General features: G+C 75.6%; 22 protein-coding genes and 1 riboswitch. Of the genes, 10 read left to right on the top strand and 12 right to left on the bottom strand.

Going from position 1 to position 22,086, the window contains the following annotated elements; all coding sequences use genetic code 11:
* The first annotated feature begins 29 nt into the window (after positions 1-29).
* The 6 genes from ND486_RS21860 (at position 30) to ND486_RS21835 (ending at position 6,186) form a co-directional block, all read left to right on the top strand.
* A complete protein-coding gene (locus tag ND486_RS21860) occupies positions 30-1,010 on the top strand; it encodes an NlpC/P60 family protein (protein ID WP_251786342.1) in 981 nt (326 codons plus the stop codon).
* A gap of 76 nt (positions 1,011-1,086) precedes the next feature.
* Positions 1,087-2,316 carry a precorrin-3B synthase gene (locus ND486_RS21855; RefSeq protein WP_251786333.1) on the top strand — a complete coding sequence of 410 codons (1,230 nt, stop codon included), beginning with the start codon at positions 1,087-1,089 and terminating at the stop codon, positions 2,314-2,316.
* Positions 2,313-2,954, top strand: a complete 642-nt coding sequence (locus ND486_RS21850) for a precorrin-8X methylmutase (protein ID WP_073577137.1) — start codon at positions 2,313-2,315, stop codon at positions 2,952-2,954. Before ND486_RS21855 ends, ND486_RS21850 begins: the two co-directional genes overlap by 4 nt.
* Positions 2,955-2,986: 32 nt before the next feature.
* On the top strand, positions 2,987-4,543 hold the full coding sequence (locus ND486_RS21845) for a precorrin-2 C(20)-methyltransferase (protein WP_251786470.1): 1,557 nt from the start codon (positions 2,987-2,989) through the stop codon (positions 4,541-4,543).
* Between the two features lie 58 nt (positions 4,544-4,601).
* Positions 4,602-5,057, top strand: a complete 456-nt coding sequence (locus ND486_RS21840; protein WP_251786332.1) for a GNAT family N-acetyltransferase — start codon at positions 4,602-4,604, stop codon at positions 5,055-5,057.
* Between the two features lie 61 nt (positions 5,058-5,118).
* A complete protein-coding gene (locus tag ND486_RS21835; protein WP_251786329.1) occupies positions 5,119-6,186 on the top strand; it encodes an alcohol dehydrogenase catalytic domain-containing protein in 1,068 nt (355 codons plus the stop codon).
* On the opposite strand, the gene ND486_RS21830 is transcribed toward ND486_RS21835, so the two are convergent.
* The gene (locus ND486_RS21830) at positions 6,187-6,942 is read right to left on the bottom strand and encodes a cobalt-precorrin-6A reductase (protein ID WP_251786327.1); all 756 of its coding nucleotides are present in this window, start codon (positions 6,940-6,942) and stop codon (positions 6,187-6,189) included.
* Positions 6,943-6,960: 18 nt separating this feature from the next.
* Between ND486_RS21830 and ND486_RS21825 the strand changes: the two genes are divergently transcribed.
* Entirely contained in the window at positions 6,961-7,623 is a 663-nt protein-coding gene (locus tag ND486_RS21825) for a haloacid dehalogenase type II (protein ID WP_251786325.1), read from the top strand.
* Between the two features lie 42 nt (positions 7,624-7,665).
* On the opposite strand, the gene ND486_RS21820 is transcribed toward ND486_RS21825, so the two are convergent.
* The 7 genes from ND486_RS21820 to ND486_RS21790 all read right to left on the bottom strand — a co-directional run bounded on the left by ND486_RS21820 (position 7,666) and on the right by ND486_RS21790 (position 15,098).
* Complete coding sequence (locus tag ND486_RS21820) at positions 7,666-8,838, bottom strand: ROK family protein (RefSeq protein ID WP_062404671.1); 1,173 nt, start codon at positions 8,836-8,838, stop codon at positions 7,666-7,668.
* A 1-nt stretch (position 8,839) separates the two neighbouring features.
* Entirely contained in the window at positions 8,840-10,342 is a 1,503-nt protein-coding gene (locus tag ND486_RS21815) for an ABC transporter permease (RefSeq protein ID WP_208819569.1), read from the bottom strand.
* Positions 10,342-11,115 carry an ATP-binding cassette domain-containing protein gene (locus ND486_RS21810; protein ID WP_100880336.1) on the bottom strand — a complete coding sequence of 258 codons (774 nt, stop codon included), beginning with the start codon at positions 11,113-11,115 and terminating at the stop codon, positions 10,342-10,344. Before ND486_RS21810 ends, ND486_RS21815 begins: the two co-directional genes overlap by 1 nt.
* Before the next feature lie 74 nt (positions 11,116-11,189).
* Positions 11,190-12,338, bottom strand: coding sequence for a sugar ABC transporter substrate-binding protein (locus tag ND486_RS21805; RefSeq protein ID WP_208819568.1), 1,149 nt, complete (start codon positions 12,336-12,338; stop codon positions 11,190-11,192).
* Between the two features lie 254 nt (positions 12,339-12,592).
* Positions 12,593-13,321 carry an ABC transporter ATP-binding protein gene (locus ND486_RS21800; RefSeq protein ID WP_251786323.1) on the bottom strand — a complete coding sequence of 243 codons (729 nt, stop codon included), beginning with the start codon at positions 13,319-13,321 and terminating at the stop codon, positions 12,593-12,595.
* The gene (locus ND486_RS21795) at positions 13,318-14,085 is read right to left on the bottom strand and encodes an ABC transporter permease (RefSeq protein WP_178375118.1); all 768 of its coding nucleotides are present in this window, start codon (positions 14,083-14,085) and stop codon (positions 13,318-13,320) included. The genes ND486_RS21800 and ND486_RS21795 overlap by 4 nt, the downstream gene beginning before the upstream one ends.
* The gene (locus tag ND486_RS21790; protein WP_251786321.1) at positions 14,082-15,098 is read right to left on the bottom strand and encodes an ABC transporter substrate-binding protein; all 1,017 of its coding nucleotides are present in this window, start codon (positions 15,096-15,098) and stop codon (positions 14,082-14,084) included. The genes ND486_RS21795 and ND486_RS21790 overlap by 4 nt, the downstream gene beginning before the upstream one ends.
* A riboswitch (TPP riboswitch) is annotated at positions 15,090-15,203 on the bottom strand. It overlaps the preceding gene by 9 nt.
* Positions 15,204-15,429: 226 nt before the next feature.
* On the opposite strand from ND486_RS21790, the gene ND486_RS21785 reads away from it, so the two are divergent.
* A complete protein-coding gene (locus ND486_RS21785) occupies positions 15,430-16,152 on the top strand; it encodes a hypothetical protein (protein ID WP_251786318.1) in 723 nt (240 codons plus the stop codon).
* Positions 16,153-16,159: 7 nt separating this feature from the next.
* On the opposite strand, the gene ND486_RS21780 is transcribed toward ND486_RS21785, so the two are convergent.
* Positions 16,160-16,588, bottom strand: coding sequence for a hypothetical protein (locus ND486_RS21780; protein WP_251786317.1), 429 nt, complete (start codon positions 16,586-16,588; stop codon positions 16,160-16,162).
* A 118-nt stretch (positions 16,589-16,706) separates the two neighbouring features.
* Between ND486_RS21780 and ND486_RS21775 the strand changes: the two genes are divergently transcribed.
* Positions 16,707-18,410, top strand: coding sequence for a choline dehydrogenase (locus ND486_RS21775; RefSeq protein WP_251786315.1), 1,704 nt, complete (start codon positions 16,707-16,709; stop codon positions 18,408-18,410).
* 93 nt (positions 18,411-18,503) lie between these two features.
* On the opposite strand, the gene ND486_RS21770 is transcribed toward ND486_RS21775, so the two are convergent.
* On the bottom strand, positions 18,504-18,689 hold the full coding sequence (locus ND486_RS21770; RefSeq protein ID WP_062402550.1) for a hypothetical protein: 186 nt from the start codon (positions 18,687-18,689) through the stop codon (positions 18,504-18,506).
* Between the two features lie 362 nt (positions 18,690-19,051).
* On the opposite strand from ND486_RS21770, the gene ND486_RS21765 reads away from it, so the two are divergent.
* Positions 19,052-19,915, top strand: a complete 864-nt coding sequence (locus ND486_RS21765; protein WP_251786469.1) for a DMT family transporter — start codon at positions 19,052-19,054, stop codon at positions 19,913-19,915.
* Between the two features lie 109 nt (positions 19,916-20,024).
* On the opposite strand, the gene ND486_RS21760 is transcribed toward ND486_RS21765, so the two are convergent.
* Positions 20,025-20,171, bottom strand: a complete 147-nt coding sequence (locus ND486_RS21760; protein WP_251786313.1) for a hypothetical protein — start codon at positions 20,169-20,171, stop codon at positions 20,025-20,027.
* A 21-nt stretch (positions 20,172-20,192) separates the two neighbouring features.
* Positions 20,193-21,920 carry a DEAD/DEAH box helicase gene (locus tag ND486_RS21755; RefSeq protein ID WP_062402543.1) on the bottom strand — a complete coding sequence of 576 codons (1,728 nt, stop codon included), beginning with the start codon at positions 21,918-21,920 and terminating at the stop codon, positions 20,193-20,195.
* Positions 21,921-22,086 lie beyond the last annotated feature (166 nt).

Here is a 22,086-nt window from a genome sequence, read left to right as displayed (position 1 = left end):
GGCCCATCCGGCTGTCGAGAGTCCCCGCCGTGCCCCGTGTCCTGTCCGTCCTGTTCGCCGCGGTGCTCGGCTGCGCCGTCCTGCCCGCGGCCGCCCTGCCCGCGGCCGCCGACGGACCGGGGCGCACGTTCGTCGCCGTGTCGGTCGCGACCGTGTGGACCTCACCGGACAGCCCGCGCCCGCGGGACCGGGCCGCCGTCGCCGCCCCGGCCGACCCGGCCGCGTGGATGGGGTCGATGAGCAGCGCGGACCGCCGCGAGCTCACCACCGCCTCGCGGACCCAGACCCAGGCGCTGCTCGGCGCCCCGGTGACCGTGACCGAGCGCCGCGACGGGTGGGCGCGGGTCGTCGTGCCCGGCCAGCCGTCGGGCAAGGACGGCCGCGGCTACCCCGGCTGGGTCCCCGCGGCCCAGCTCGTCGACGACCCCGCGTTCGGCGCGCTCGCCGCGGGGGCGCCCACCGGCACCGTCGACGGGGTCGCGACGGCCTGGCTGTACCGCGACCCGGCACGCACCGAACGGCTGCGCGAGGTCAGCGTGGGCACCCGGCTGCCGGTCGTCGGCGAGGCGGGCGACGCGGTCCGGGTCGCGCTGCCCGGCGGCGACCAGGCGTGGCTGGCGGCGGGTGAGCTGCGCGGAGGGGCCCCGCCCTCCCCGACCGGGGAGGGTCTGGTCACGACGGCGCGGCTGTTCCTGGACCGCCCCTACCTGTGGGGCGGGCGTTCCGGGTTCGGCCCGGACTGCTCGGGGCTGACCGGGCTGACCTACGCCCTGCACGGCATCACCGTCGGGCGGGACGCCTCCGACCAGTCCCGCGGCGGGCGCCCGGTCGACGACCCCGCCGACCTGCAGCCCGGTGACCTGCTGTTCTGGAACTCCCCCGCGACGCACGTCGCGATGTACGCCGGCGACGGCACGATGATCGAGGCCTTCGACGCGGCCACCCCGGTCCGGGTGACCCCGGTGCGGTTCGACGCGGCCTACTCCGGTGCCCGCCGGTACCTGCCGTGACCTGAACACCTGACGAGGTGTGACCGCCGCCCCGGGCGGGTCCCCCCACCGGTCGTGGATGCCTACAGTGTCCGGCGTGCCGTCGCCGACCACCCGTACCCGCGCCGACGCCTGCCCCGGCGTCGTGTCGCCGCACGCGGCGGCGGACGGGGCCCTGGCGCGGGTCCGGCTGCCCGGCGGGACGGTCACCGCGGCGGCGCTGCGTGCGGTCGCGGCGCTGGCCCGCGACGCCGGCGACGGCGCCGTCCACCTGACCTCGCGCGGGAACCTGCAGCTGCGCGGCCTCGACCCGGCCGACCCGCGCCCGGTGGAGCGGCTGACGGCGGCCGGGCTGCTGCCGTCGAGGACCCACGAGCGGGTCCGCAACGTGCTGGCCTCCCCCTTGTCGGGGATCGACGGCGGCCTCGCCGACGTCCGCGGCCTGGCCACCGTGCTCGACCGCGGCCTGTGTGCGCGCCCCACGCTGTCGGCGCTGCCCGGCCGGTTCCTGTTCGCCCTCGACGACGGCCGCGGCGACGTCGCCGCCGAGCGCCCCGACCTGTGCTGGCGGGCGCGGGGCTCCGACGGGGGCGAGCTGGTCGTGGCGGGCGAGACGACCGGCCTCTCCTGTCCCCCCGCCGAGGCCCCCGTGCTCCTGCTCGACGCGGCCGCGGCGTTCCTCGACCTGCGGGCCGCCCACAGCGCCGACCCGGCCGCGCGGGCCTGGCGCGCCGCGGAGCTGCCCGGAGCCGCGACCGGGATCGCGGCCCGGCTCTCCGGCCGCAGGACGACGCCCGCGCCGGGACCCGGAGCCCGGTCCGCGGGCGACACCGGTGGTCGATCGGCACGTTCCCGCCGTGCGGAGGGCGGGAACGTGCTCGTCGGCGTGTCCGACGGCGGAGCACTGGGCGTCGCGCCCCTGCTCGGGCAGCTCTCGGCCGCGCAGCTCGACGTGCTGGCCGGTGAGGCCCCGGGGCTGCTGGTCACCCCGTGGCGCACCCTCGTGCTGCCCGCCCCGGCAGCCGGTGCCGCCGACCGGCTGGCCGGGGCGGGACTCGTCGTCGACCCCGGGCACCCCGCGCTGCGGGTGAGCGCCTGCGCCGGGTCGTCGGGCTGCGCGAAGTCCCTGGCCGACGTGCGTGCCCATGCGCTCGACCTGATCGGCCGAGGCGGCCCGCGGACGGGCGCGGGGCCGGACATGCTGCACGTCGTCGGCTGCGCCCGCCGCTGCGGCGCCCCGCACACCGCGCACCGCGACGCCGTGGCCACCGGGCCGGGCACCTACGTCATCGACGGACACACGATCACGACCGAGGAGCTCCGCTGAGCGGGTACGACTACATCACCGACGGCAACGAGATCTACCGCCGCTCGTTCGCGACGATCCGCGCGGAGACCGACCTCTCCGGGCTCCCGCCCGGCGTCGACGACATCGCCGTCCGCATGATCCACGCCTGCGGCCAGGTCGACCTCGTCGACGACATCGCCGCCTCCGACGGCGTCGTCGCGGCCGCACGCGCCGCGCTGCGGGCCGGTGCCCCGATCCTGTGCGACGCGATGATGGTCGCCTCCGGGGTGACCGCCGCCCGGCTGCCCGCGGACAACGAGGTGCTCTGCCTGCTGCGCGACGCCCGGGTGCCCGACCACGCGCGCCGGATCGGCAACACCCGGTCCGCGGCCGCGCTGGAGCTGCTCGCCGACCGCTTCGAGGGCGCGGTGCTCGCGATCGGGAACGCCCCGACCGCGCTGTTCCACGTGCTGGACCTCATCGACCGCGGCGACGCACCCCGCCCGGCCGCGGTCATCGGCATCCCGGTGGGGTTCATCGGCGCCGCCGAGTCCAAGGCCGCCCTCGCCGAGCGGACCGACCTGGAGCACCTCGTCGTCCACGGCCGGCGTGGCGGGTCGGCGATCACCGCGGCGGCGCTGAACGCGTTGGCCCACGAGCAGGAGATCATCGCGTGAACGAGCGTGCGAGTGCCGCGCAGCAGCACGGCGTGACCGGCACCCTCTACGGCGTCGGCCTCGGCCCGGGCGACCCCGAGCTGACCACGATCAAGGCCGCCCGGCTCGTCCGCGACGCCGACGTGATCGCCTACCACTCGGCCCGGCACGGCCGCTCCATCGCGCGCCGGATCGCCGAACCGCACCTGTCGGGCACCGCGATCGAGGAGGCGCTGGTCTACCCGGTCACCACCGAGGCCACCGACCACCCCGGCGGTTACCAGGGTGCGATCGACGCGTTCTACACCGAGGCCGCCGCCCGGCTCGCCGCGCACCTCGACGCGGGCCGCGACGTCGTACTGCTCGCCGAGGGCGACCCGCTCTTCTACGGCTCCTACATGCACATGCACAAGCGGCTGGCCGGGCGCTACCCGACCGAGGTCGTCCCGGGCGTCACCTCGATCAGCGGCGCCGCCGCGGCGATCGGGCAGCCGCTGGTGGAGCGCGACGAGGTGCTCACCGTGCTGCCGGGCACGCTGCCCCGCGAGGAGCTCGCGAGGCGGCTCGCGGGCACCGACTCGGCGGCGGTGATGAAGCTCGGGCGCACCTTCACCACGGTCCGCGGGGCGATGGCCGACGCCGGCGTGCTCGACCGGGCCCGCTACGTCGAACGGGCCACGATGGAGGGCCAGCGGACCGGCTCGCTGTCCGACGTGGACCCCTCGGACGTGCCCTACTTCGCGATCGCCCTGGTCCCCGGTGAGGTCGCCGCCTCGGTGCCCGAGGAGGCCGTCGCGTCCGTCGTGGAGCCCGGAGGTGCGGCGGCCGAGGAGCGGTCGGTGCGCGGGCCGGGTGAGGTCGTCGTGGTCGGGACCGGTCCCGCCGGGCGGGACTGGCTGACCCCGCAGGTCGCCCGCGCCCTGTCGGAGGTGGACGACCTCGTCGGCTACGGCCCCTACCTGGACCGGGTGCCGCCGAACCCGCGTCAGGTCCGGCACGCCTCGGACAACAAGGTCGAGTCCGAGCGGGCGGCGCACGCGCTGGACCTGGCCGCGTCGGGGCGGCGGGTCGCCGTCGTCTCCGCCGGGGACCCGGGGGTGTTCGCGATGGCGACGGCGGTGCTGGAGGTGGCGGCGGAGCCGAAGTACCACGACGTCCCGGTCCGGGTGCTGCCCGGCATGTCCGCGGCGCAGGCCGTGGCGGCCGCCGTCGGTGCCCCGCTGGGGCACGACCACGCCCTGATCTCGTTGTCCGACCGGCTCAAGCCGTGGGACGTGGTCGCGGATCGGCTGCGTGCCGTGGCCGCGGCGGACCTGGCGATCGCGATCTACAACCCGCGCTCGAAGGCCCGGCCGTGGCAGGTCGGCGCGGCCCGTGACGTGCTGCTGGAGCACCGTGCACCGGAGACCCCGGTGGTGCTGGGCCGCGACGTCGGCGGCGCCGGGCAGCGGATCGTCGTCACCACGCTGGGCGAGCTGGACCCGGAGCAGGTCGACATGCGCACCCTGGTGGTGGTCGGCTCGTCGACCACCCGGGCGGTCGAGCGCGGCGGCGCGACCGTCGTGTTCACGCCCCGGCACTACGGCCCCGGCGGCACGACGACCGACTGACCACATCCGCCGGTTGTCGACATCCTGACGGATGCCGGTTCCGCGCTAGCGTCACGCCGTGCAACTGCAGGTGCGGCGCTTCGGCCCCGACGACTGGGAGCCGGCCCGCGCAGCCCGGCTCGCCTCGATACGGGACGGCTTCGGTGAGGACAGCGACTTCTACCGCGAGCAGGCCTCCATGGAACCGGCCGCCTGGCGGGCGGTCCTGGCCGAGCACGTCCGCTTCGGCGCCTTCGACGGCGACCGGCCGGTCGGCACCGCCTGCTGGCGGACCGGTGACGACGGCGACGGGCAGCTCTACGGCATGTGGGTCCATCCCGACGCGCGCGGGACCGGGCTGGCCGACGCGCTCGTCGACGCCGTCGTCGCGGCCGCGCGCGAGCTCGGCTCGGCCACCCTGTCGCTGAAGGTCGAGCCGGGCAACGCCCGGGCGATCGCCTTCTACCTCCGCACCGGGTTCGTCGCCGACGGCGACCCCGGTCCGGGGCTGGTCGTCATGACCCGACCGGTCTGACCGCGTCGGCGGGCCCCGGCAGGGCCGTCAGCCCGGTCAGGCCGGCTGGGAGGATCGCCCCATGCGAGCAGTACGGATCACCGCGTTCGGCGCGCCGCCCGAGGTCGTGGACCTGCCGGACCCCACCCCGCCCGTGGGTGGGGTGGTCGTGCGGGTGGAGGCGACCGGGCTGTGCGCCAGCGACCGGTTCGCCTGGGCCGGGCACGACGGCGACGTGACGCTCCCCCAGGTGCCCGGCCACGAGCTGGTCGGGCACGTGGTCGCGACCGGCGCCGGGGTCACCCGGTTCCGGGCCGGTGACCGGGTGACGACGCCGTTCGTCTGCGGCTGCGGCGCCTGCCCGGACTGCCGGGCGGGCCGCGCGCAGGTCTGCCCGCACCAGCAGCAGCCCGGGTTCACCCACGACGGGTCCTTCGCCGAGCTCGTCGCGCTGCACCACGCCGACCACAACCTGGTGCCGGTCCCCGACGACGCCGACGCGGCCGGCGCCGCGCTGCTCGGCTGCCGGGTCGCCACCGCGCACCGGGCGCTCGTCGGGCGCGGCGGACTGACCTCCGGGGAGCGGGTCCTCGTGCTCGGAGCGGGTGGGGTCGGGCTGGCCGCGGTGCTGATCGCGTCGGCGCTGGGCGCCGAGGCGGTCGTCGCGGACCCCTCGCCCGCGGCGCGGGCCCGGGCGGTCGAGCTGGGCGCGGTCGCGGCGGTGGACACCGCGGACGGCCCGGACGCGGTGCGCGGGGCCGTCGGCGACGGCGGCGCCCGCCTCGCGGTCGAGGCCGCGGGCCGCGCGGACGCGCTGGACCTCGGCGTCCGGTCGCTGCGCAGGCACGGGACGCTGGTGCAGGTCGGTCTGCTCACCCGGGAGCCGGTGGTGCCGGTGCCGCTGATGATCGCGCACGAGCTGACCGTCACCGGCAGCCACGGCATGGCCGCGGCGGACTACCCGGAGCTGATGGCGCTCGTCGCCGACGGGCGGCTCGACCCGGGCCGGCTGGTCACCCGGCGGACCGGGCTGGACGCGCTCGCCGGGGCGCTGGCCGCGGCTCCCGAGCCGGGCGGGATCCTCGTCGGCCTGCCCCGGGACCCGGCCGCGGACCGCTCGGCCCTCCCGGTGCAGCCGGTCCCCGGGTGATCAGTCCCCGAGCAGCCGGGCCAGCGCCGCGTCCACCGTGGGCTCCACCGCGACCCCGCCGGGCAGCGGCGGCCGGTCGACGACGAGGACCGGCACCCCGCGCTCCCGGGCCGCGGTGAGCTTCGGCGCGGTCGCCGCGCCGCCGGAGTCCTTGGTGACCAGCACGTGCGGGACCACGGCCCCGAACAGGGCGCGCTCGTCGTCGAGGGCGAACGGGCCCCGGTCGAGCAGCAGCTCGTGCCGGGCGGGCAGCGGGCCGTCGGGCGGGTCGACCGCGCGGATCCAGAACGCCGCGTCGACAGCCGCGAAGTGCGCCAGTCCCCCGCGGCCGGTCGTCAGCAGGACCCGCCCGGCCGGACCGGGGAGCAGGCCGGGCAGCGCGGCCGCGGCGGCGGCGACCGAGGCGACCCGGTGCCACCGGTCCCCCGGCCCGGGCGTCCAGCCCGGCCGGCGCAGCACGACCAGCGGCACCCCGGTCCCCGCGCAGGCGGCGGCCGCGTTCGCGGTCATCGTCGAGGCGAACGGATGGGTCGCGTCGAGCACCGCCGCGACCCGCTCGGCGCGCAGGTGCGCGGCCAGCCCCGCGGCACCGCCGAAGCCGCCGATGCGGACCTCGCCGTCGGGCAGGGCCGGGCTGCGCACCGCCCCGGCCAGCGACGACACGACCCGGACGTCGTCCCGGCCGGCCAGCGCGGCGGCCGCGGCCCGGCCCTCGGTCGTACCGCCGAGGACCAGCACCGTGCGGGGAGCGCTCACACCCGTCAGGGTAGGGGGATGGCGATCACGACCGTGGTGTTCGACGTCAACGAGACCCTGTCGGACCTGACCCCGATGGGGGCCCGGTTCGCCGCGCTGGGCGCTCCGGAGTGGCTCGGGCCGCTGTGGTTCGCCGCGACCCTGCGCGAGGGCATGGCGCAGGCCACCGGTGGGGAGCTGACGCCCTTCGCCGAGCTGGCGACGGCGACCGCGGCCGGGCTGCTGCGCCGGCACGGCGTCGCCGACCCCGACGCGGGCGCGCGGCACGTCGTCGACGGGTTCCTGGAGCTGCCGGTGCACGACGACGTCCACGGCGGGGTCGCGGCACTGCGGTCCGCGGGGCTGCGGCTGGTGACGCTGTCGAACGGCGCCGCGTCGGTGGCCGAGCGGCTGCTCGGCGACCACGGCCTGCGCGAGCAGTTCGACGCGGTGCTGTCGGTGGAGGACGCCGGGATCTGGAAGCCGGCTCCCGCCTCCTACGCGTACGCGCTGCGGGCCTGCGGGGTCGACGCGGCCGAGTCGGTGATGGTCGCGGTGCACCCGTGGGACCTCCACGGCGCCGCCCGGGCCGGAATGGCGACGGCCTGGCTGGACCGCCACGGCGACACCTGGCCCGGGTACCTCACCCCACCGACCTTCACCGTCGGCGCGTTGCCCGAGCTGGCCGGCCACCTGGCCTGAGCCCGCGGGACGCCGGGAGCGGTGCCGTCCGGCCCGCTCCCGTCAGACCGCCGCCAGCACCGGCTCGAACGCGATCTCGGCCGCGCCGACCAGCGCGCCGTCGCGGCCGAGCGGGGAGACCGCGAGCCGGGTCCCGCCCGCGGCCCGGCTCACCAGGCTGCGCCGGCGCAGCTCGGACCCGATCCGCTCGACGACCGAGGGCGGCAGCGCGCCGAACAGGTCGCCCAGCACGACGAGCTCGGGGGCCAGCATGTTCACCACGGTGACCAGCCCGGCGGTCATCCACCCGGCGTAGCCCTCCAGCAGCCGGTCGGCCCGGCCCGGCACGACGGCCAGGTCGCGCAGCTCCGCGACGAGCACCCCGCGCGGGGTGTCCTCGGGCAGGCCGAGCGCGCGGCACAGCGCGGGCTCGCCGACCTCGGTCTCCCAGCAGCCGTGCGAGCCGCAGAAACACTCCCGCCCGTCCGGGCGGACCATGAGGTGGCCGAGCTCGCCGACGTAGCCGCCGGTGCCGCGCAGCGGCTGCCCGCCCGACACGACGCCGCCGCCGACGCCGACGTCGGCCGAGAGGTAGACCATGTCGGCGACGTCGCGGCCGATCCCGCGCAGGTGCTCGGCGAGTGCGCCGGCCTCCGCGTCGTTGGCGACCTGCACCGGCCGGGCGAGGACGGCGGCGAGCCGGGCCCCCAGCTCGACGTCGCGCCAGCCGAGGTTGGGCGCCTCGTGCACGAAGCCGTCGGAGCGCCGCACGACGCCGGGCACCGAGACCCCGACCGCCTGCTCGGCCACGCCCAGCTCGTCGCGCAGCAGGGCGGCGGACTCGGCGAGGTGGGTGATCACCTCGCCGGGCAGCCGGGTGGTGCGGTGCAGGTTCCAGCTGTGCCGGCCCAGGATCTGGCCGCCGATGCCGACCATCGCCAGCGCGACCTGCTCGACCCGGATGTCGACGGCGAGCACCACCGCCGCCTGCGGGTCGGGCAGCACCAGCAGCGACGGCCGCCCGGCGCCGGAGCGCTGGGCCGGGACGGCCTCGGTGACGACGCCCGCCTCGGCGAGCCCGTCCACCACCGCCTTGATCGTGCTGCGGTTGAGGCCGAGCTCGCCGGCCAGCGTCGCGCGGGTGCAGGGACCCTCGACGTGCAGCCGGCGCAACAGGACGGCCCGGTTGTGCCGGCGCGCGTCGTCGGGTCGGGTCCCCGATCCGGGCTGGGTCATGTCACCGGCCGCTGGCCGCCGCCCGGCGCCGTGACGCCACGTCGACACCGGCCGCGAGCAGCAGCACCAGGCCGGTCACCACGAACACGACGGCGGCGGGCTGCTTGAGCAGGCCCAGACCGTTCTGCACCGTGGCGAGCACCGTGCCGCCGATGACGGCGTTGCTGATGCGGCCGCGGCCGCCGAACAGCGACGTGCCGCCGATGACCGCGGCGCCGACCGCGAACAGCAGGGTGTTGCCGCCACCGGCCGCCGGGTTCACCGACCCGATCTTCGACGAGTAGACGATCGCGCCGATCGCGGCGAAGGCGGTGGAGATGACGAACACCGACGCCCGGATGCGGGCGACGTCGATGCCGGCCCGGCGCGCGGCCTCCCGGTTGCCGCCGACGGCGTAGACGTGACGGCCGAACCGGGTCCGGTCGAGCACCCAGGTGCCCGCGACGAGCAGCACCAGCACGACCGGGACGACGTAGGGGATCCCGGCGATCGCGATGACGCCGGGCGAGCGGTCCTGCACGAGTGCGAACGTCACCAGCCCGCCGAGCACCACCACCGCTCCGATCTTGAGTGCGACCAGCCCCGTCGGCGGCGCGACCAGCCCGCCGCGGAGCCGGGTCCGCAGGCGCACCACCTGGACGGCCGCGTAGCCGCCGGCGACGACCACGAACAGCACCCAGGACGCCGTGACCGAGAGATTGCCGTTCGCCACGGCGTTGATCAAGGGGTCGCGCAGCGCGATGGTGCCGCCGTCGCCGATGAGCTGCAGGATCACGCCCTGCCACGTGATGAACAACGCCAGCGTCACGACGAACGACGGCATCCCGATCCGGGCCACGAGGAACCCGGTGAGGCAGCCGATCACCACCCCGACGCCGACGGCGAGCCCCATCACGGTGAACGCGTTCGCCGGGACCCCGATCACGAGCACGACCGCGGTGAGCAGGCTGATCACCGACCCGGCCCACACCCGGACCAGCGCGGCGAGCACGGCACCGGCCAGCATCACCGCCACGAGCAGCACGAACACGGTGGTGCCGGTGGCGCCGAGCACGTTGCCGTCGCTCATCAGGTGCAGCGCCATCAGCGCCGCCGCCAGCCCGGACGCCGTACCGGCGGCCAGGTCGATCTCCCCGGTGAGCAGCACGAACACCAGGCCCATCGCGATGATGGTCGGGCCGGCGCCCTGCTGGAGCAGGTTCGCCAGGTTGAGCAGGCTCGGGAAGGTGCCGCCCGAGTCCAGCACGCTGAACAGCACGAACAGCGCGGCCAGGCCGAGCAGCGCCGGCAGCGAGCCCAGGTCACCGCCACGCAGGCCGCGCAGGTACGCCGTGATCGCCTCGCGGGTGGTGCGGGCGGTGGTGTCGATACCGAAGTCGGCGGCCCGGTTACCGGGGTTCGCCCGGCGGGCCGCGCTCTGCTCCTGCTCGGGCGCGGGCGTCCGTTCGGTCACGGTGTCTCCTCCCGGGCCGGCGGGGCCGGACGGATCGGGGTGGGGGGCCATCAGGTCACCGCCTGCTCGGGCCGCGGCAGCCCGAGCTCGCCGGAGCGGCCCGCGGTGATGAGCTGGACGACGTCGGAGTGGGTGACCTCGCGGGTCGGGACCTGCGCGACCATCCGGCCGAGGTAGAGGCAGGCGATCCGGTCGGACACCTCGAACACGTCGGCCATGTTGTGGCTGATGAGCACGACGCCGAGGCCCTGCTCGGCCAGCCGTCGCACGAGGTCGAGCACCTGGCGGGTCTGGGCGACGCCGAGCGCCGCGGTCGGCTCGTCGAGCAGCACGACGCGCGAGTCCCAGAGCACCGCCTTGGCGATGGCGACGGTCTGGCGCTGCCCGCCGGACAGCGACGCGACCGGGGTCCGGACCGAGGTGACGGTGCGGACCGAGAGCGACGCGAGGGTGTCGCGGGCGGCCTGCTCCATCGAGCCCTCGTCGAGCATCCAGGAGCGGCCGCGCTCGCGGCCGAGGAACATGTTCTGGACGATGTCGAGGTTGTCGGCCAGCGCGAGGTCCTGGTAGACGACCTCGATGCCGAGCCGGGAGGCGTCCGACGGCCCGGCGACGGTCACCGGCGCCCCTTCGAACAGGACCTCGCCGGAGTCGATCGGGTGGATACCCGCGACGCACTTGACCAGGGTGGACTTACCCGCGCCGTTGTCGCCGACGAGCGCGGTGACCTCGCCGGCGCGCACGGTCAGGTCGACGTCGTGCAGGACCTGCACGGCGCCGAAGCTCTTCGACACACCGCGCAGGGAGAGGATGGGGTCGGCCACTTCGGGCACCTTCCACGTGGGCGTCGGCCGGGCCGCGGCGGGGTCTCCGCCGCGGCCCGGTCCGGCTGCGGGTCCTACTTGATGCCGAGCTGGCCGCAGGCGGCCTGGGTCTCGGCGTTGCAGATCTCCGAGGCCTTGACGTAGCCGGCGTCGGTGACCTTCTTGACCGAGTCCTTGGTGATGAGCTGCGGCTCGAGCAGCACCGACTTGACGTCCCGGTTGCCCTTCGGGTCCTCGACCGTCTGGGTGGCGACGCCGTCGGCGGCCGCGGTGTCGCCCTTGGCCAGGGCACCGGCGAGCTTCGCGGCGGCCTCGGCCTCCTGCTCGATCGGCTTGAACACCGTCATGTACTGGTCCCCGCGCAGGATCGCGGCGAGCCCGTCGGCGGTGGCGTCCTGGCCGGTGACCACGACCTTGCCGTTCAGGCCGTACTTGGCCAGCACCGTGACGATGGCGCCGGCGAGGCCGTCGTTGGCGGCGACGACGCCGTCGACCTTGCCGCCGTTGCCGGTGAGGATCTGCTCGAAGGTGGTGCCACCGACCTGGTTGTCCCACTTGTCGATCTTCTGGCTCTGCACCAGCTTCAGCGCCCCGGACTCGTACTTGGGCTTCAGCACGGTCTGCTGGCCGTTGTAGAACAGGGTCGCGTTGTTGTCGGTCGGCGCGCCCTCGATCTCGATGACCTGGGCGCCCGGCTTGTCGCCGATGCCCTGGACCAGGCCCTCGCCCTGCAGGGCGCCGACCTTCTCGTTGTCGAAGGAGACGTAGTAGTCGCTGACGCCGCCGAGGTTGAGCCGGTCGTAGTCGATGACCGGAATGCCCTGGGCCTTGGCCTTCTGGGCGACGGCGGTGCCGCCGTCGCTGCTGATCGAGGCGATGATCATGACCTTGACGCCGCTGGAGATCATGCCGTCGGCCAGGGTGGAGAACTTCTGCTCGTCGCCCTGGGCGTTCTGGATGTCGGGGTCCATGCCCTGGGCGCGCAGCGCCTTGTCCAGCATGGGCTTGTCGAAGCCCTCCCAGCGGGCCGAGGAGTCGGTCTCGGGGAGGATCACCCCGACCTTCACCCCGCCGCCGGACCCGCCGGACCCGCCGCCGGCGGCCTCCCCGCCGCCGCCGGCGCTGTTCTGTCCGCAGCCCGCGACGGCCAGCAGCAGGCCGAGACCCGCCGCCGCGACCGCCCGACGCAGCCGGGGACCGCGCCCCGTGTTCCGTGCCCCCATCGGGGTCTCCCTCCACCACGTTGTGGACCGCTCGCATGATCACGAACGGGTGAATGTTGCGAGCGCCAACGTATTGGGCGGAACCGGTTCCGCAACAGCCTTCTGAATCGAGACAGTTCCCGTTCTGTCATCACAATCCGGTCACGAACATCGACTTTGTTGCCCTGCGGCACGATCCGGACGGCCGCCACGGCACCAGAACGCGCCGTGGCGAACGGCGACCACCGCTCCCCCGCCCCCGGGTCGGGCCCGCCTCAGACGCGCAGGGTCTCCAGCAGGTCCGCCTCGACCGCGGCCAGGGTCGGGTCGGTACGGCTGCGCGGCCGCCCGGCGTCGACGACGACCTCCCGCACCACGGTCGCCGGGCGCGGCGAGAAGACCAGCACCCGGTCCGAGAGCAGGACCGCCTCCCGCACGTCGTGGGTGATCAGGACCGTCGTCCAGCCGTAGCGGGCGCGCACCGACTCCAGCCAGTCCTGCATCGCGGTCCGGGTGAGCGCGTCCAGCGCGCCGAACGGCTCGTCGAGCAGCAGCACCTCGCGCCCCCCGACGACGGTGCGCAGCAGCGCCGCGCGCTGGCGCATGCCGCCCGACAGCGCACCCGGGCGGGCGTCCTCGAAGCCCGCGAGCCCGAACGGCTCGAACAGCGCGCGGGCACGCTCGCGGGCCTCGCGGCGCCCCACGCCGGCGACCTCCAGCCCGAGGGTGGTGTTGTCGAGCACGGTGCGCCACGGGAACAGCAGGTCCTGCTGGGGCATCAGGCCGAACGGGGCGCCGCGCACCGGGCCGCCGTCGACCTCGATCCCGCCGGTCACCGTCGCCCCGTCGAGGATGCCCGCCAGGGCCCCGAACAGCGTCGACTTGCCGCATCCCGACGGCCCGACGAGCGACACGAACTCCCCCGGCGCGACGTCCAGGCTCACCCCGGACAGCACCGGCAGGTCGCCGTAGGAGACCGACAGATCGCGCACCACGACCTTCACCGCGCACCGTGCCCGTCGTGGTCGGCCACGTACCAGGGCGTGACCAGGCGCTGGAGCAGGAAGGTCAGCGCGAACAGCGTCACCGACAGCACCGCGGTCACGCCGACGGCGGCGAGCACCAGGTCGGTGCGGAACTGGTTCTTCTGCAGCTGCATGAAGATGCCCAGGCCGGCCCGGGCGCCGACGTACTCGGCGAAGATCGCCCCGGTGACGGCGTAGGTGATCGCGATCCGCAGCGCCGTGAAGAACGACGGCAGCGCCCCGGGCAGCCGCACGTAGCGGAACCGCTGCCAGCGCGAGGCCCCCATCGACCGCAGCAGCGCGGTCGCGGACCGGTCGGTCGCGGCGAAGCCCTCGATCAGCCCGACCGCCACCGGGAAGAACGTCACCAGCGCGATGACCAGCACCTTCGGCAGCAGGCCGAACCCGAACCAGATGATGAGCAGCGGGGCGATCGCGACCACCGGCAGCGTCTGCGAGGCCACCAGCAGCGGGGTCAGCGCCCGGCGCAGCCACGGCGAGAAGTCCACCGCGACCGCGGCCGCCCAGGCCAGCGCCATCGAGACAGTGAACCCGATCAGCGTCACCTGGACCGTCGGCAGCGTGTTCGCCCACAGCTCGGCCCGGAACGCCCAGCCCTGCTCGACCACCCGCAGCGGCGAGGGCAGCACCTGGGGGCGGGTGCCGGCGACGGTGACCGCGACCTGCCAGGCGACCAGCAGGGCGGTGACCAGCGCCGCGGCCGGCCACAGCCGGCGGATCACGGTGCCAGGTAGTCGTTGGTGAACCAGGTCGAGAAGTCCGGCTTCTGCCGCACCGGGGCGCCGTCCGGCCCCGCGACGGTGCCGGTGTCGTAGAGGAATCCGGAGAACCCGGCCCACTGCTGCGGGGTCTGGAACCCGACGCGGCCCTGCGTGTCGCGCAGGAAGCGCTCGCTGAGCATCTGTGCGCCCCGGTCGACCAGCGCGTCGGAGGTGAACGCGCCGGGGTTGGCCTCCTTCAGCATCCGGGCCGCGGTCGACGGGTCCTGCGCGGCCAGCGCGTAGCCCTTCTGGACGGCCTGCACGAACGCGCGGGCCCGGTCGGGGTTGTCGCGCAGCCAGGTCGAGTTGCCCAGCAGCAGCACGTTGTAGGAGTCCGGGAAGCCGTAGTCGGTGTAGCGGAAGGTGCGGATCGGCTCGCCCCGCAGCTGCGCCTCGATGCCCTCGACGTTGACAAACGGCTCGGTGAAGTCGGCCTGGCCGGAGTAGAGCGCCTCGTAGGCCGCGGTGGACAGGACCTCGGTGCGGAAGTCGCCGCGACCGCCGTCGGCCCGGATCACGGCCTGCATCTTCTGGTTCTCACCGGGCCCGCCGAACCCGGCGTAGACCTTGCCGTCGAGGTCGCGCGGGCGCCGGATGTCGGTGCGGTCGGAGCGCACCGCGATCTCGGTCGCCCAGTGCTGCAGGATCGCCATCACCGAGGTGATGTCGGCGCCCGCGGCCTTCGAGAACGTGAAGGAGTCCTGGAAGCCGATGCCGAAGTCCGCGGCGCCGGAACCGACCAGGGTGTCCGGTGAGGTCTGGTTGTAGGGCAGGAACTCGACGTCGAGGCCGGCGTCGCGGAAGTAGCCCGCCTGCTGGGCGGCGAACAGCCCGATGTGGTTGGTGTTCGGCGTCCAGTCCAGGGCGACGCGGATCGGCCCGCCCCCGGCGGGGCCGTCGGCCGCGGCGCAGCCGGACAGGGCCAGCGCGAGCGCCAGCGCGACGGCGAGCGGACGGAGAGCACGTGACAGCACGGAGCGGCCTCCCTACGCCGGTGTGACCCGGATCAGGTTCGAACGGTCGGCGGCCGGTCCTGCCGCCCTCTCAGCCTCGGTGCGCGGGCTCCCGCGGTACGTCCTCCGAACCTTACGCGGCCCACCCCGTCCTGCCGGGGCGACCTCCGTCGCACCGGTCGACCGGACACCCCCGGTCACCGAAGCCTCCGGTTCCGTCACCTGCGGTGATCGTCGGGACGGGCCGGGCGAGCCGCCGTCCGCGGCGGCGACCACGATCGTTATCCTCGCCACCACACCCGCGACGCTGTGTCACGAACCCGCTCGCGGGAGCTGACGCGGAAGGGACGAGATGGCGGCCTCGCTCTGGACCTCCGGCACGACCGGGCGGCCGACGCCCGACCCGGCACCCGCCCTGGTGCGGGTCGCGTTGCAGGCCGGCGCCACCTCCGTGGCGCACGCCGACGTCGCCGCGATGCTGTCCGGGATCTGTGTCGCGCTGGTGCCCGCCGCCCGGGTCGGGGGTGCGGCGCTGCTGCTGCGCGAGCCCGCCGACCCCCGCGACCCCGAGGCCCGGCGGGTGTTCGGCTCCGACACCGCCGCGCTGCGCCTGGGTGAGCTGCAGCGCCGGGCCGACGCCGGGCCGGGCCCCGCCGCCGAGCGCGGCGACCGCACGCTGACCACCCCGGACCTGACCCGGTCCGGACCGCCCGAGCTGGCCGCCGCCGCGGCCGACTGCGGCCTGGTCCGCTCGCTGTCGGTGCCGGTCCCGGTCGCCGGGCGCACCGCGGGCGCCCTGCAGCTGTTCGCCCGCGGCGGGCCCGACGACCCGCTCGGTGAGCGTCTGGTCGTCGCGCTGGCGCCGGTGGTGACCGCGCTGGCGGCCCGGCTCACCGACGTCCGCGAGCTGGCCCGGCTGCAGCTGCGCGCCGAGCGGCCGTCGGTGCCGGAACAGCCCGACGCGCTCGACCGCACCGCGCTGATCCCGGCGGCCCGCCGCTCCCCCGTGGTGCCGGTGGCGCCGCGGGTGCCCGCCCAGCGGCAGGCGCGGCACCGCAGGCACGACCAGGGCTGACCCGGGGTCAGGCCTCCGGCCGGTCCCGGCGGGCCGCACACCGTTCGAGGAGCTGCTGGTGTTCCTGCAGGTAGGCCGACACGCGCTGGCGGCTGACCCCGAACAGCCTGCCGATCCCGGCGATCGTCTCGCCCTCGGCGTGCAGCGCGACGGCCTCCTCGCGGCGGAACCGGCCACCGACGGCGCCCAGGCCGTCGAGGGTGCGGGTGAGGGTCTCCACGATCAGCGGCCGTGCCTCGCGCGGGACGATCGCCCGCCAGCTCAACCCCTGCGACCGCAGCTCCTGCAGCTCGGCCACCCGTTCACGGGCCGAGGACAGCTCGGCGACCGACGCCTCCAGCTGGGCGGCGAGGGCGGCCAACGCGGCGTCGGCGTCGTCCGCGGCGGCGTCGCGGAGGTGCGCTCCGTCCTCGGCGTCCCGCTCGGTCGTCGTCACACCATCGAGCCTACGGGGGCGGCGGCGACGGCCGGTGGGCGCGGCGTACCGTGATCCACGCAAGGGGGGTTGCTCCCTCGAACAGGGCAATCCCGACAGTGGGTGTGGAGGGCGCGCAATGGGCCGGTACGACGTCGTCATCGTCGGCGGGGGATCCGCGGGGGCGGTGCTGGCCGCCCGGCTCACCGAGGATCCCACGCGCCGGGTGCTGATGCTCGAGGCGGGTCGGCCCGACCACCGCTGGGACCCCATCATCCGGATGCCCGCCGCGCTGTCGAAGGCGTGGGGCAACCCCCGCTACGACTGGTGCTACGTCACCGAGCCCGAGGCCGGTCTGGCCGGGCGCCGGATCGCCGTCCCGCGCGGGAAGGTGCTGGGCGGCAGCAGCAGCATCAACGGGATGGTCTACCAGCGGGCCCACCCGGGCGACTACGACCGCTGGTCCCGCCTGCCCGGCTGCGGACAGTGGAGCTCGGCCCACCTGCTGCCCTACTTCCGCCGCCTGGAGCGGCGGATGTCCGAGCACGGCACCCCGCTGCCCGACGGCGGCCACGGGCCGCAGGTCCTCGAGCGCGCCCCGGCCGCGGGCCCGCTGAACGCGGCGTTCCTGGCCGCGGCGCAGCAGGCCGGGCACGCGCTGCTGGACTCGACGAACGGCCCGGTCCAGGAGGGCTTCTCCCGCACCGAGCGCACGATCTCGCGCGGGCGCCGCTTCTCGGCGACCGACGCCTGGCTGCACCCGGTCGCCGCGTCGCGGCCCAACCTGACCGTCCGCACCGGCGCCCTGGTCCGCGCGCTGCGCACCGACGCCCGCGGTACCCGGGTCATCGGCGTCCGTTACCGCGCCGCCGACGGCACCCTCCGCGACGTCGACGCCGGCGAGACCCTGCTGGCCGCCGGCTCCATCGCCACCCCGCAGCTGCTCCAGGTGTCCGGCTTCGGCGACCCGGAGCACCTCGCGGGCATCGGCGTCGAGACCCGGGTGGAGCTGCCGGGGGTCGGCGCGAACCTGCAGGACCACCTCGCGGTGCACCTGCAGCACGCCTGCTCCCAGCCCATCTCGCTTGCCCCGCACCGGGCCCCGCACCGGCTGCCCGCCGCGGCGGCCCGCTGGCTCGTCTCGGGCACCGGGATCGGGGCCAGCAACCACTTCGAGATCGGCGGGTTCGCCTCCACCTCGATGGCCGGGGGCATCCCCGACGTGATGATGCTGTTCGCGCCGGTCGCGATGCGCTTCGCGCCGGACGTCCCGCCGGTCGGGCACGGCTACGAGATGCACGTCTCGGTGATGGCGGGCGACGTCCGCGGGACGGTGCGGGCGGTGTCCCGCGACACCGCCGTCCCGCCGCGCCTGGTGCAGAACTACCTGGTCACCGACGGCGACCGGCGTCGCTGGGTGGAGGCCGTCGGCCTGGCCCGGGAGATCCTCACCCAGCCGGCGTTCGCGGGCCTCGACGCCGGGGAGACCTTCCCCGGCGACGGTGTCCGCTCCGACGCCGAGATCCTCGACTGGGTGTCCCGGCGCGCCCAGAACGGGCTGCACCCGACCAGCACCGCGCGGATGGGTACCGACGCCGACGCCGTCGTGGACCCGTCGACGCTGCGCGTGCACGGCACCGAGGGTCTGCGGGTCGTCGACGCGTCGATCTTCCCGGACGTGCCCAACGCCAACACCTACGGCCCGGTGGTGATGGTGGCCGAGCGGGCCGCCGACATCGTCACCGGCGCCACCCCGCTGCCCGCCGACCCGGCGCCGTCGCGGCCGGCCGGGGCGCACGGGGGCCCGGGCACCGGCCCGGAGCCGCTCGCACCAGTGTCCTGAACACCCCCGGACATGCCGAACGGGGCGGGGATCCGATCGGATCCCCGCCCCGTTCGCGGGTCTGAGTTGGGGACGCGGGTCGCGCCCCGGGTGTCACTCCCCGGTCTGCACCTGCACCCCGGACTCACGCAGCTTGGCGGCGTGGGCGTTGCCGTGGTGGTTGCAGAACAGGAGTTCCCCACCGGAGGGCAGGATCGCGCGCACCTTGGCAGCCGCACCGCAGCGGTCGCAACGGTCGGCAAGGGTCAGTTCGGGCCGGGTCAGCGTTTCGGGCTGCATAGCGGTCTCCCTCCGTCGCGGCGGCGGGCTTCGGGCGCTCGCCGCCGTATCACTGTGACGACCGCACGAGCGGCTCGCCCACACCTGTACAGACGCTCGAGGCCCCTGTACGTGTTCCCGGGATGCGTCGCGACGTCCGTCACGTGTGGCGTGCGCCGCACGGTTCGGTGGCGCCGCGATGTACCCGCGGTGACCGATTGCGTATGAAGTTGACTGCGTGTGAATCATGCGGGCAACTCGCCCGACGTGCAAGCGCGCCACGGTAAATACGGTGTGTCGCGGTCTACGTTGGCCGGGTGAGTCCCCGCCCGTCGCCCGATCGTGTTCCCGCTCCGTTGCTGTTCCTGGCCGGTGGGACCTCGATGTACGTGGGGGCCGCGCTGGCCGTCGGGCTGTTCGACCGGCTCGCTCCGTCGGCGGTCGCCGAGCTGCGCCTCATCGGTGCCGCGCTGGTCCTGCTGGCATGGCGCCGTCCCGGCCGCGACGCCTGGCGTGGCGTCCGGCTCGTCCGCGCGGGGACGTTCGGGCTGGCCACGGCGCTGATGAACGTCGCCTACTACGAGGCGATCGCGCGGCTGCCGCTCGGCACCGCGGTGGCGGTCGAGTTCACCGGCCCGGTCCTGGTCGCGGCGCTCGCCTCGCGCCGGTTCCGCGACGTCGGCGCGGTCGGCCTGGCCGCGGCGGGCGTGCTCCTCATCGCCGACGTCCGCTGGTCCGGCAGTCCCGCCGGGGTGCTGTGGGCGCTGGGCGCGGCGGCGATGTGGGCGGCCTACATCGTGCTGGGCAAGCGGGTCGCGCGGGCCGGTTCCGGCATCGACGACCTGGCGACCGGGTTCACCGTGGCCGCCGTCGTCCTGGTCCCGCTGCTGTTCACCGGGGGTGCGGGTGCCGCGACCGGGTTCGGCGTCGCGAACCTCGCGCCGCTCGCCGATCCGGTGGTGCTCGGCCTGTCCGTCGGGCTGGGTGTGCTCAGCTCGGTGGTCCCCTACGTGCTGGACCAGGTCGTGCTGCGCCGGGTCGGGCAGGCCCGGTTCGCGGTCCTGCTGGCGCTGCTGCCCGCCACCGCGACGCTGGTCGGGCTCGTCGTGCTCGGTCAGCTCCCGGGGCCGCTGGAGGCCGTGGGGATCGCGCTGGTCGTCGCCGCGGTGGCCCTGCGGTCCCGCGACGGCGACGAACCCGTCCCCGTCCCCGCCACGTCCGCCCGGGACCGGTCCGCCCCGTCCTGACCGCTCGGCCGGTGCCACGTCCGCGCGCAGATCCGCAGTTCGCGCGCAGATCCGCTCGGCGCGCGTGTCCGGACGCGCGCGCCGAGCGGATCTGCGCGCGCGGAACGGATCACCGGGTGGCCCGACGCGCCGTCGTCGCCGTCGCCACGCCGATGTCGTGGTCGTCGCGGCGGTGGCGGGCCGACCCCGCCGCGCCCGCACGGGCCGCGACGGCCTCCGGGCAGGACAGGGCCAGGAACGGGCCCGACGGCGACACGGCGGCCCGCCACGGCGGCTCTCAGCGCCAGGACCGCAGGGTCGCGATGCGTTCCTCGAGCTGCTCGATGGTCGCCATCGCCACCGGCGGGCCGCCGCAGTGCGCCCGCAGCTCGTTGTGGATCTTCCCGTGCGGCTTGCGGGTCTTGTGGTTGTGCAGCGCGACCAGGGTGTTGAGCTCCTTGCGCAGCGTCTGCAGCCGCTCCCGCACGCTCTGCCCGCGCTCGGCGGCCGGCGGCGGGGTGGGCTCGGTCGCCGGGGTGGCGCGGGCCTGGGCGCCGGTGCGCGGCGAGCCCTTCGCGATCCAGTCGGCCTGCCGCTGGGACAGCAGGGTGCGCACCTGGTCGGGCTCCAGCAGCCCGGGCAGCCCGAGGTAGTCCTCCTCGTCGGCGGAGTAGGTGGCGCCCTCGTAGATCAGCTGGTCCAGCTCGGCGTCGGCGCCGAGGGAGGTGAACGCCTTCTCCTGCTCGCCGGGCTCGTCCTTGACCTTGTTGGCCTCGTTGAGCTCGGCGTCGTTCCAGACCTCCTCGGGCCGCTGCGGCTTGCCGAGGACGTGGTCGCGCTGGGCCTCCAGCTCGCTGGCCAGGCCGAGCAGCACCGGGACGCTGGGGACGAACACCGACGCGGTCTCGCCCTGCCGCCGCGACCGCACGAACCGGCCGATCGCCTGGGCGAAGTACAGCGGGGTGGAGGCGCTGGTGGCGTAGACGCCGACGGCCAGGCGCGGCACGTCGACACCCTCGGACACCATCCGGACCGCGACCATCCACCGCTCGGTGGAGCGGGAGAACTCCGCGATCCGGTCCGAGCCGCCCGCCTCGTCGGACAGGACGACCGCGGGCCGGACCCCGGTGATGCCGGTGAGCAGCGCGGCGTAGGCACGGGCGGCCGTCTGGTCGGTGGCGATGACGAGGCCGCCCGCGTCGGGCATGCCGCCGTCGCGGTGGCTCTGCAGGCGCCGGTCGGCCGCGGCGAGCACCGCGGGCATCCAGTCCCCCGAGGGGTCCAGCGCGGTCCGCCAGGCCATCGCGGTCTGCTCGCGGGTCAGCGGCTCCCCCAGCCGGGCGGAGATCTCCTCGCCCGCGCTGGTGCGCCAGTTGGACGTACCGGAGTAGGCCAGGAAGACGACCGGCCGGACCACGTTGTCGGCCAGCGCCTCGGCGTAGCCGTACTGGTGGTCGGCCCGGCTGCGCGGGGCGCCCTCGGCGTCGGGGACGTACTCGACGAACGGGATCGGGTTGTCGTCGGAGCGGAACGGCGTCCCGGTCAGGGCGAGGCGCCGGGTGGCGGGCTCGAACGCCTCGTAGACGCCCTCACCCCAGCTCTTGGCGTCGCCAGCGTGGTGGATCTCGTCGAGGATCACCAGCATCCGGCGGTTCTCGGTGCGGTTGCGGTGCAGCATCGGGTGCGCGGCGACGCCGGCGTAGGTGATCGCGATGCCCTGGTAGTCCCGCGAGGTACCGCCCGCGGAGTTGCGGAACTCCGGGTCGAGCGCGACGCCGGCGGCCGCGGCCGACTCGGCCCACTGGTACTTCAGGTGCTCGGTCGGGGTGACGACGGTGATCGCGTCGACGACCCGGTCGCGCAGCAGCTCCGACGCGACGCGCAGGGCGAAGGTCGTCTTGCCCGCACCCGGGGTCGCGACCGCGAGGAAGTCCCGCGGCGAGGTCGCGAGGTAGCGGGCGAGAGCGCTGCGCTGCCACGCGCGCAGCGGGCGGGTCTCGGGCGACACGAGCTGGGTCTGCGACACACGTCTCCCCTGGTCCGTGGGTCGTTCCCGGGCGGGAACCGGCGATCCCCGGCAGGTCCGCGCGTCGACGCCGACCGGGCTGCGGGGCGCGGATCAGGGTAGCCGGGGGCCGCACCGTCACCGCCCGGTGGGCGGGCCCGGGGTCTCCCCGGCGGCGACGGGCCAG

It is taken from the genome of Pseudonocardia sp. DR1-2, from assembly GCF_023717215.1.
In the GTDB taxonomy this organism is placed as follows: domain Bacteria; phylum Actinomycetota; class Actinomycetes; order Mycobacteriales; family Pseudonocardiaceae; genus Pseudonocardia; species Pseudonocardia alni.
The sequence above is the reverse complement of the archived record's forward strand: the minus strand, read 5'-3'. Positions and strand labels throughout refer to the sequence as shown.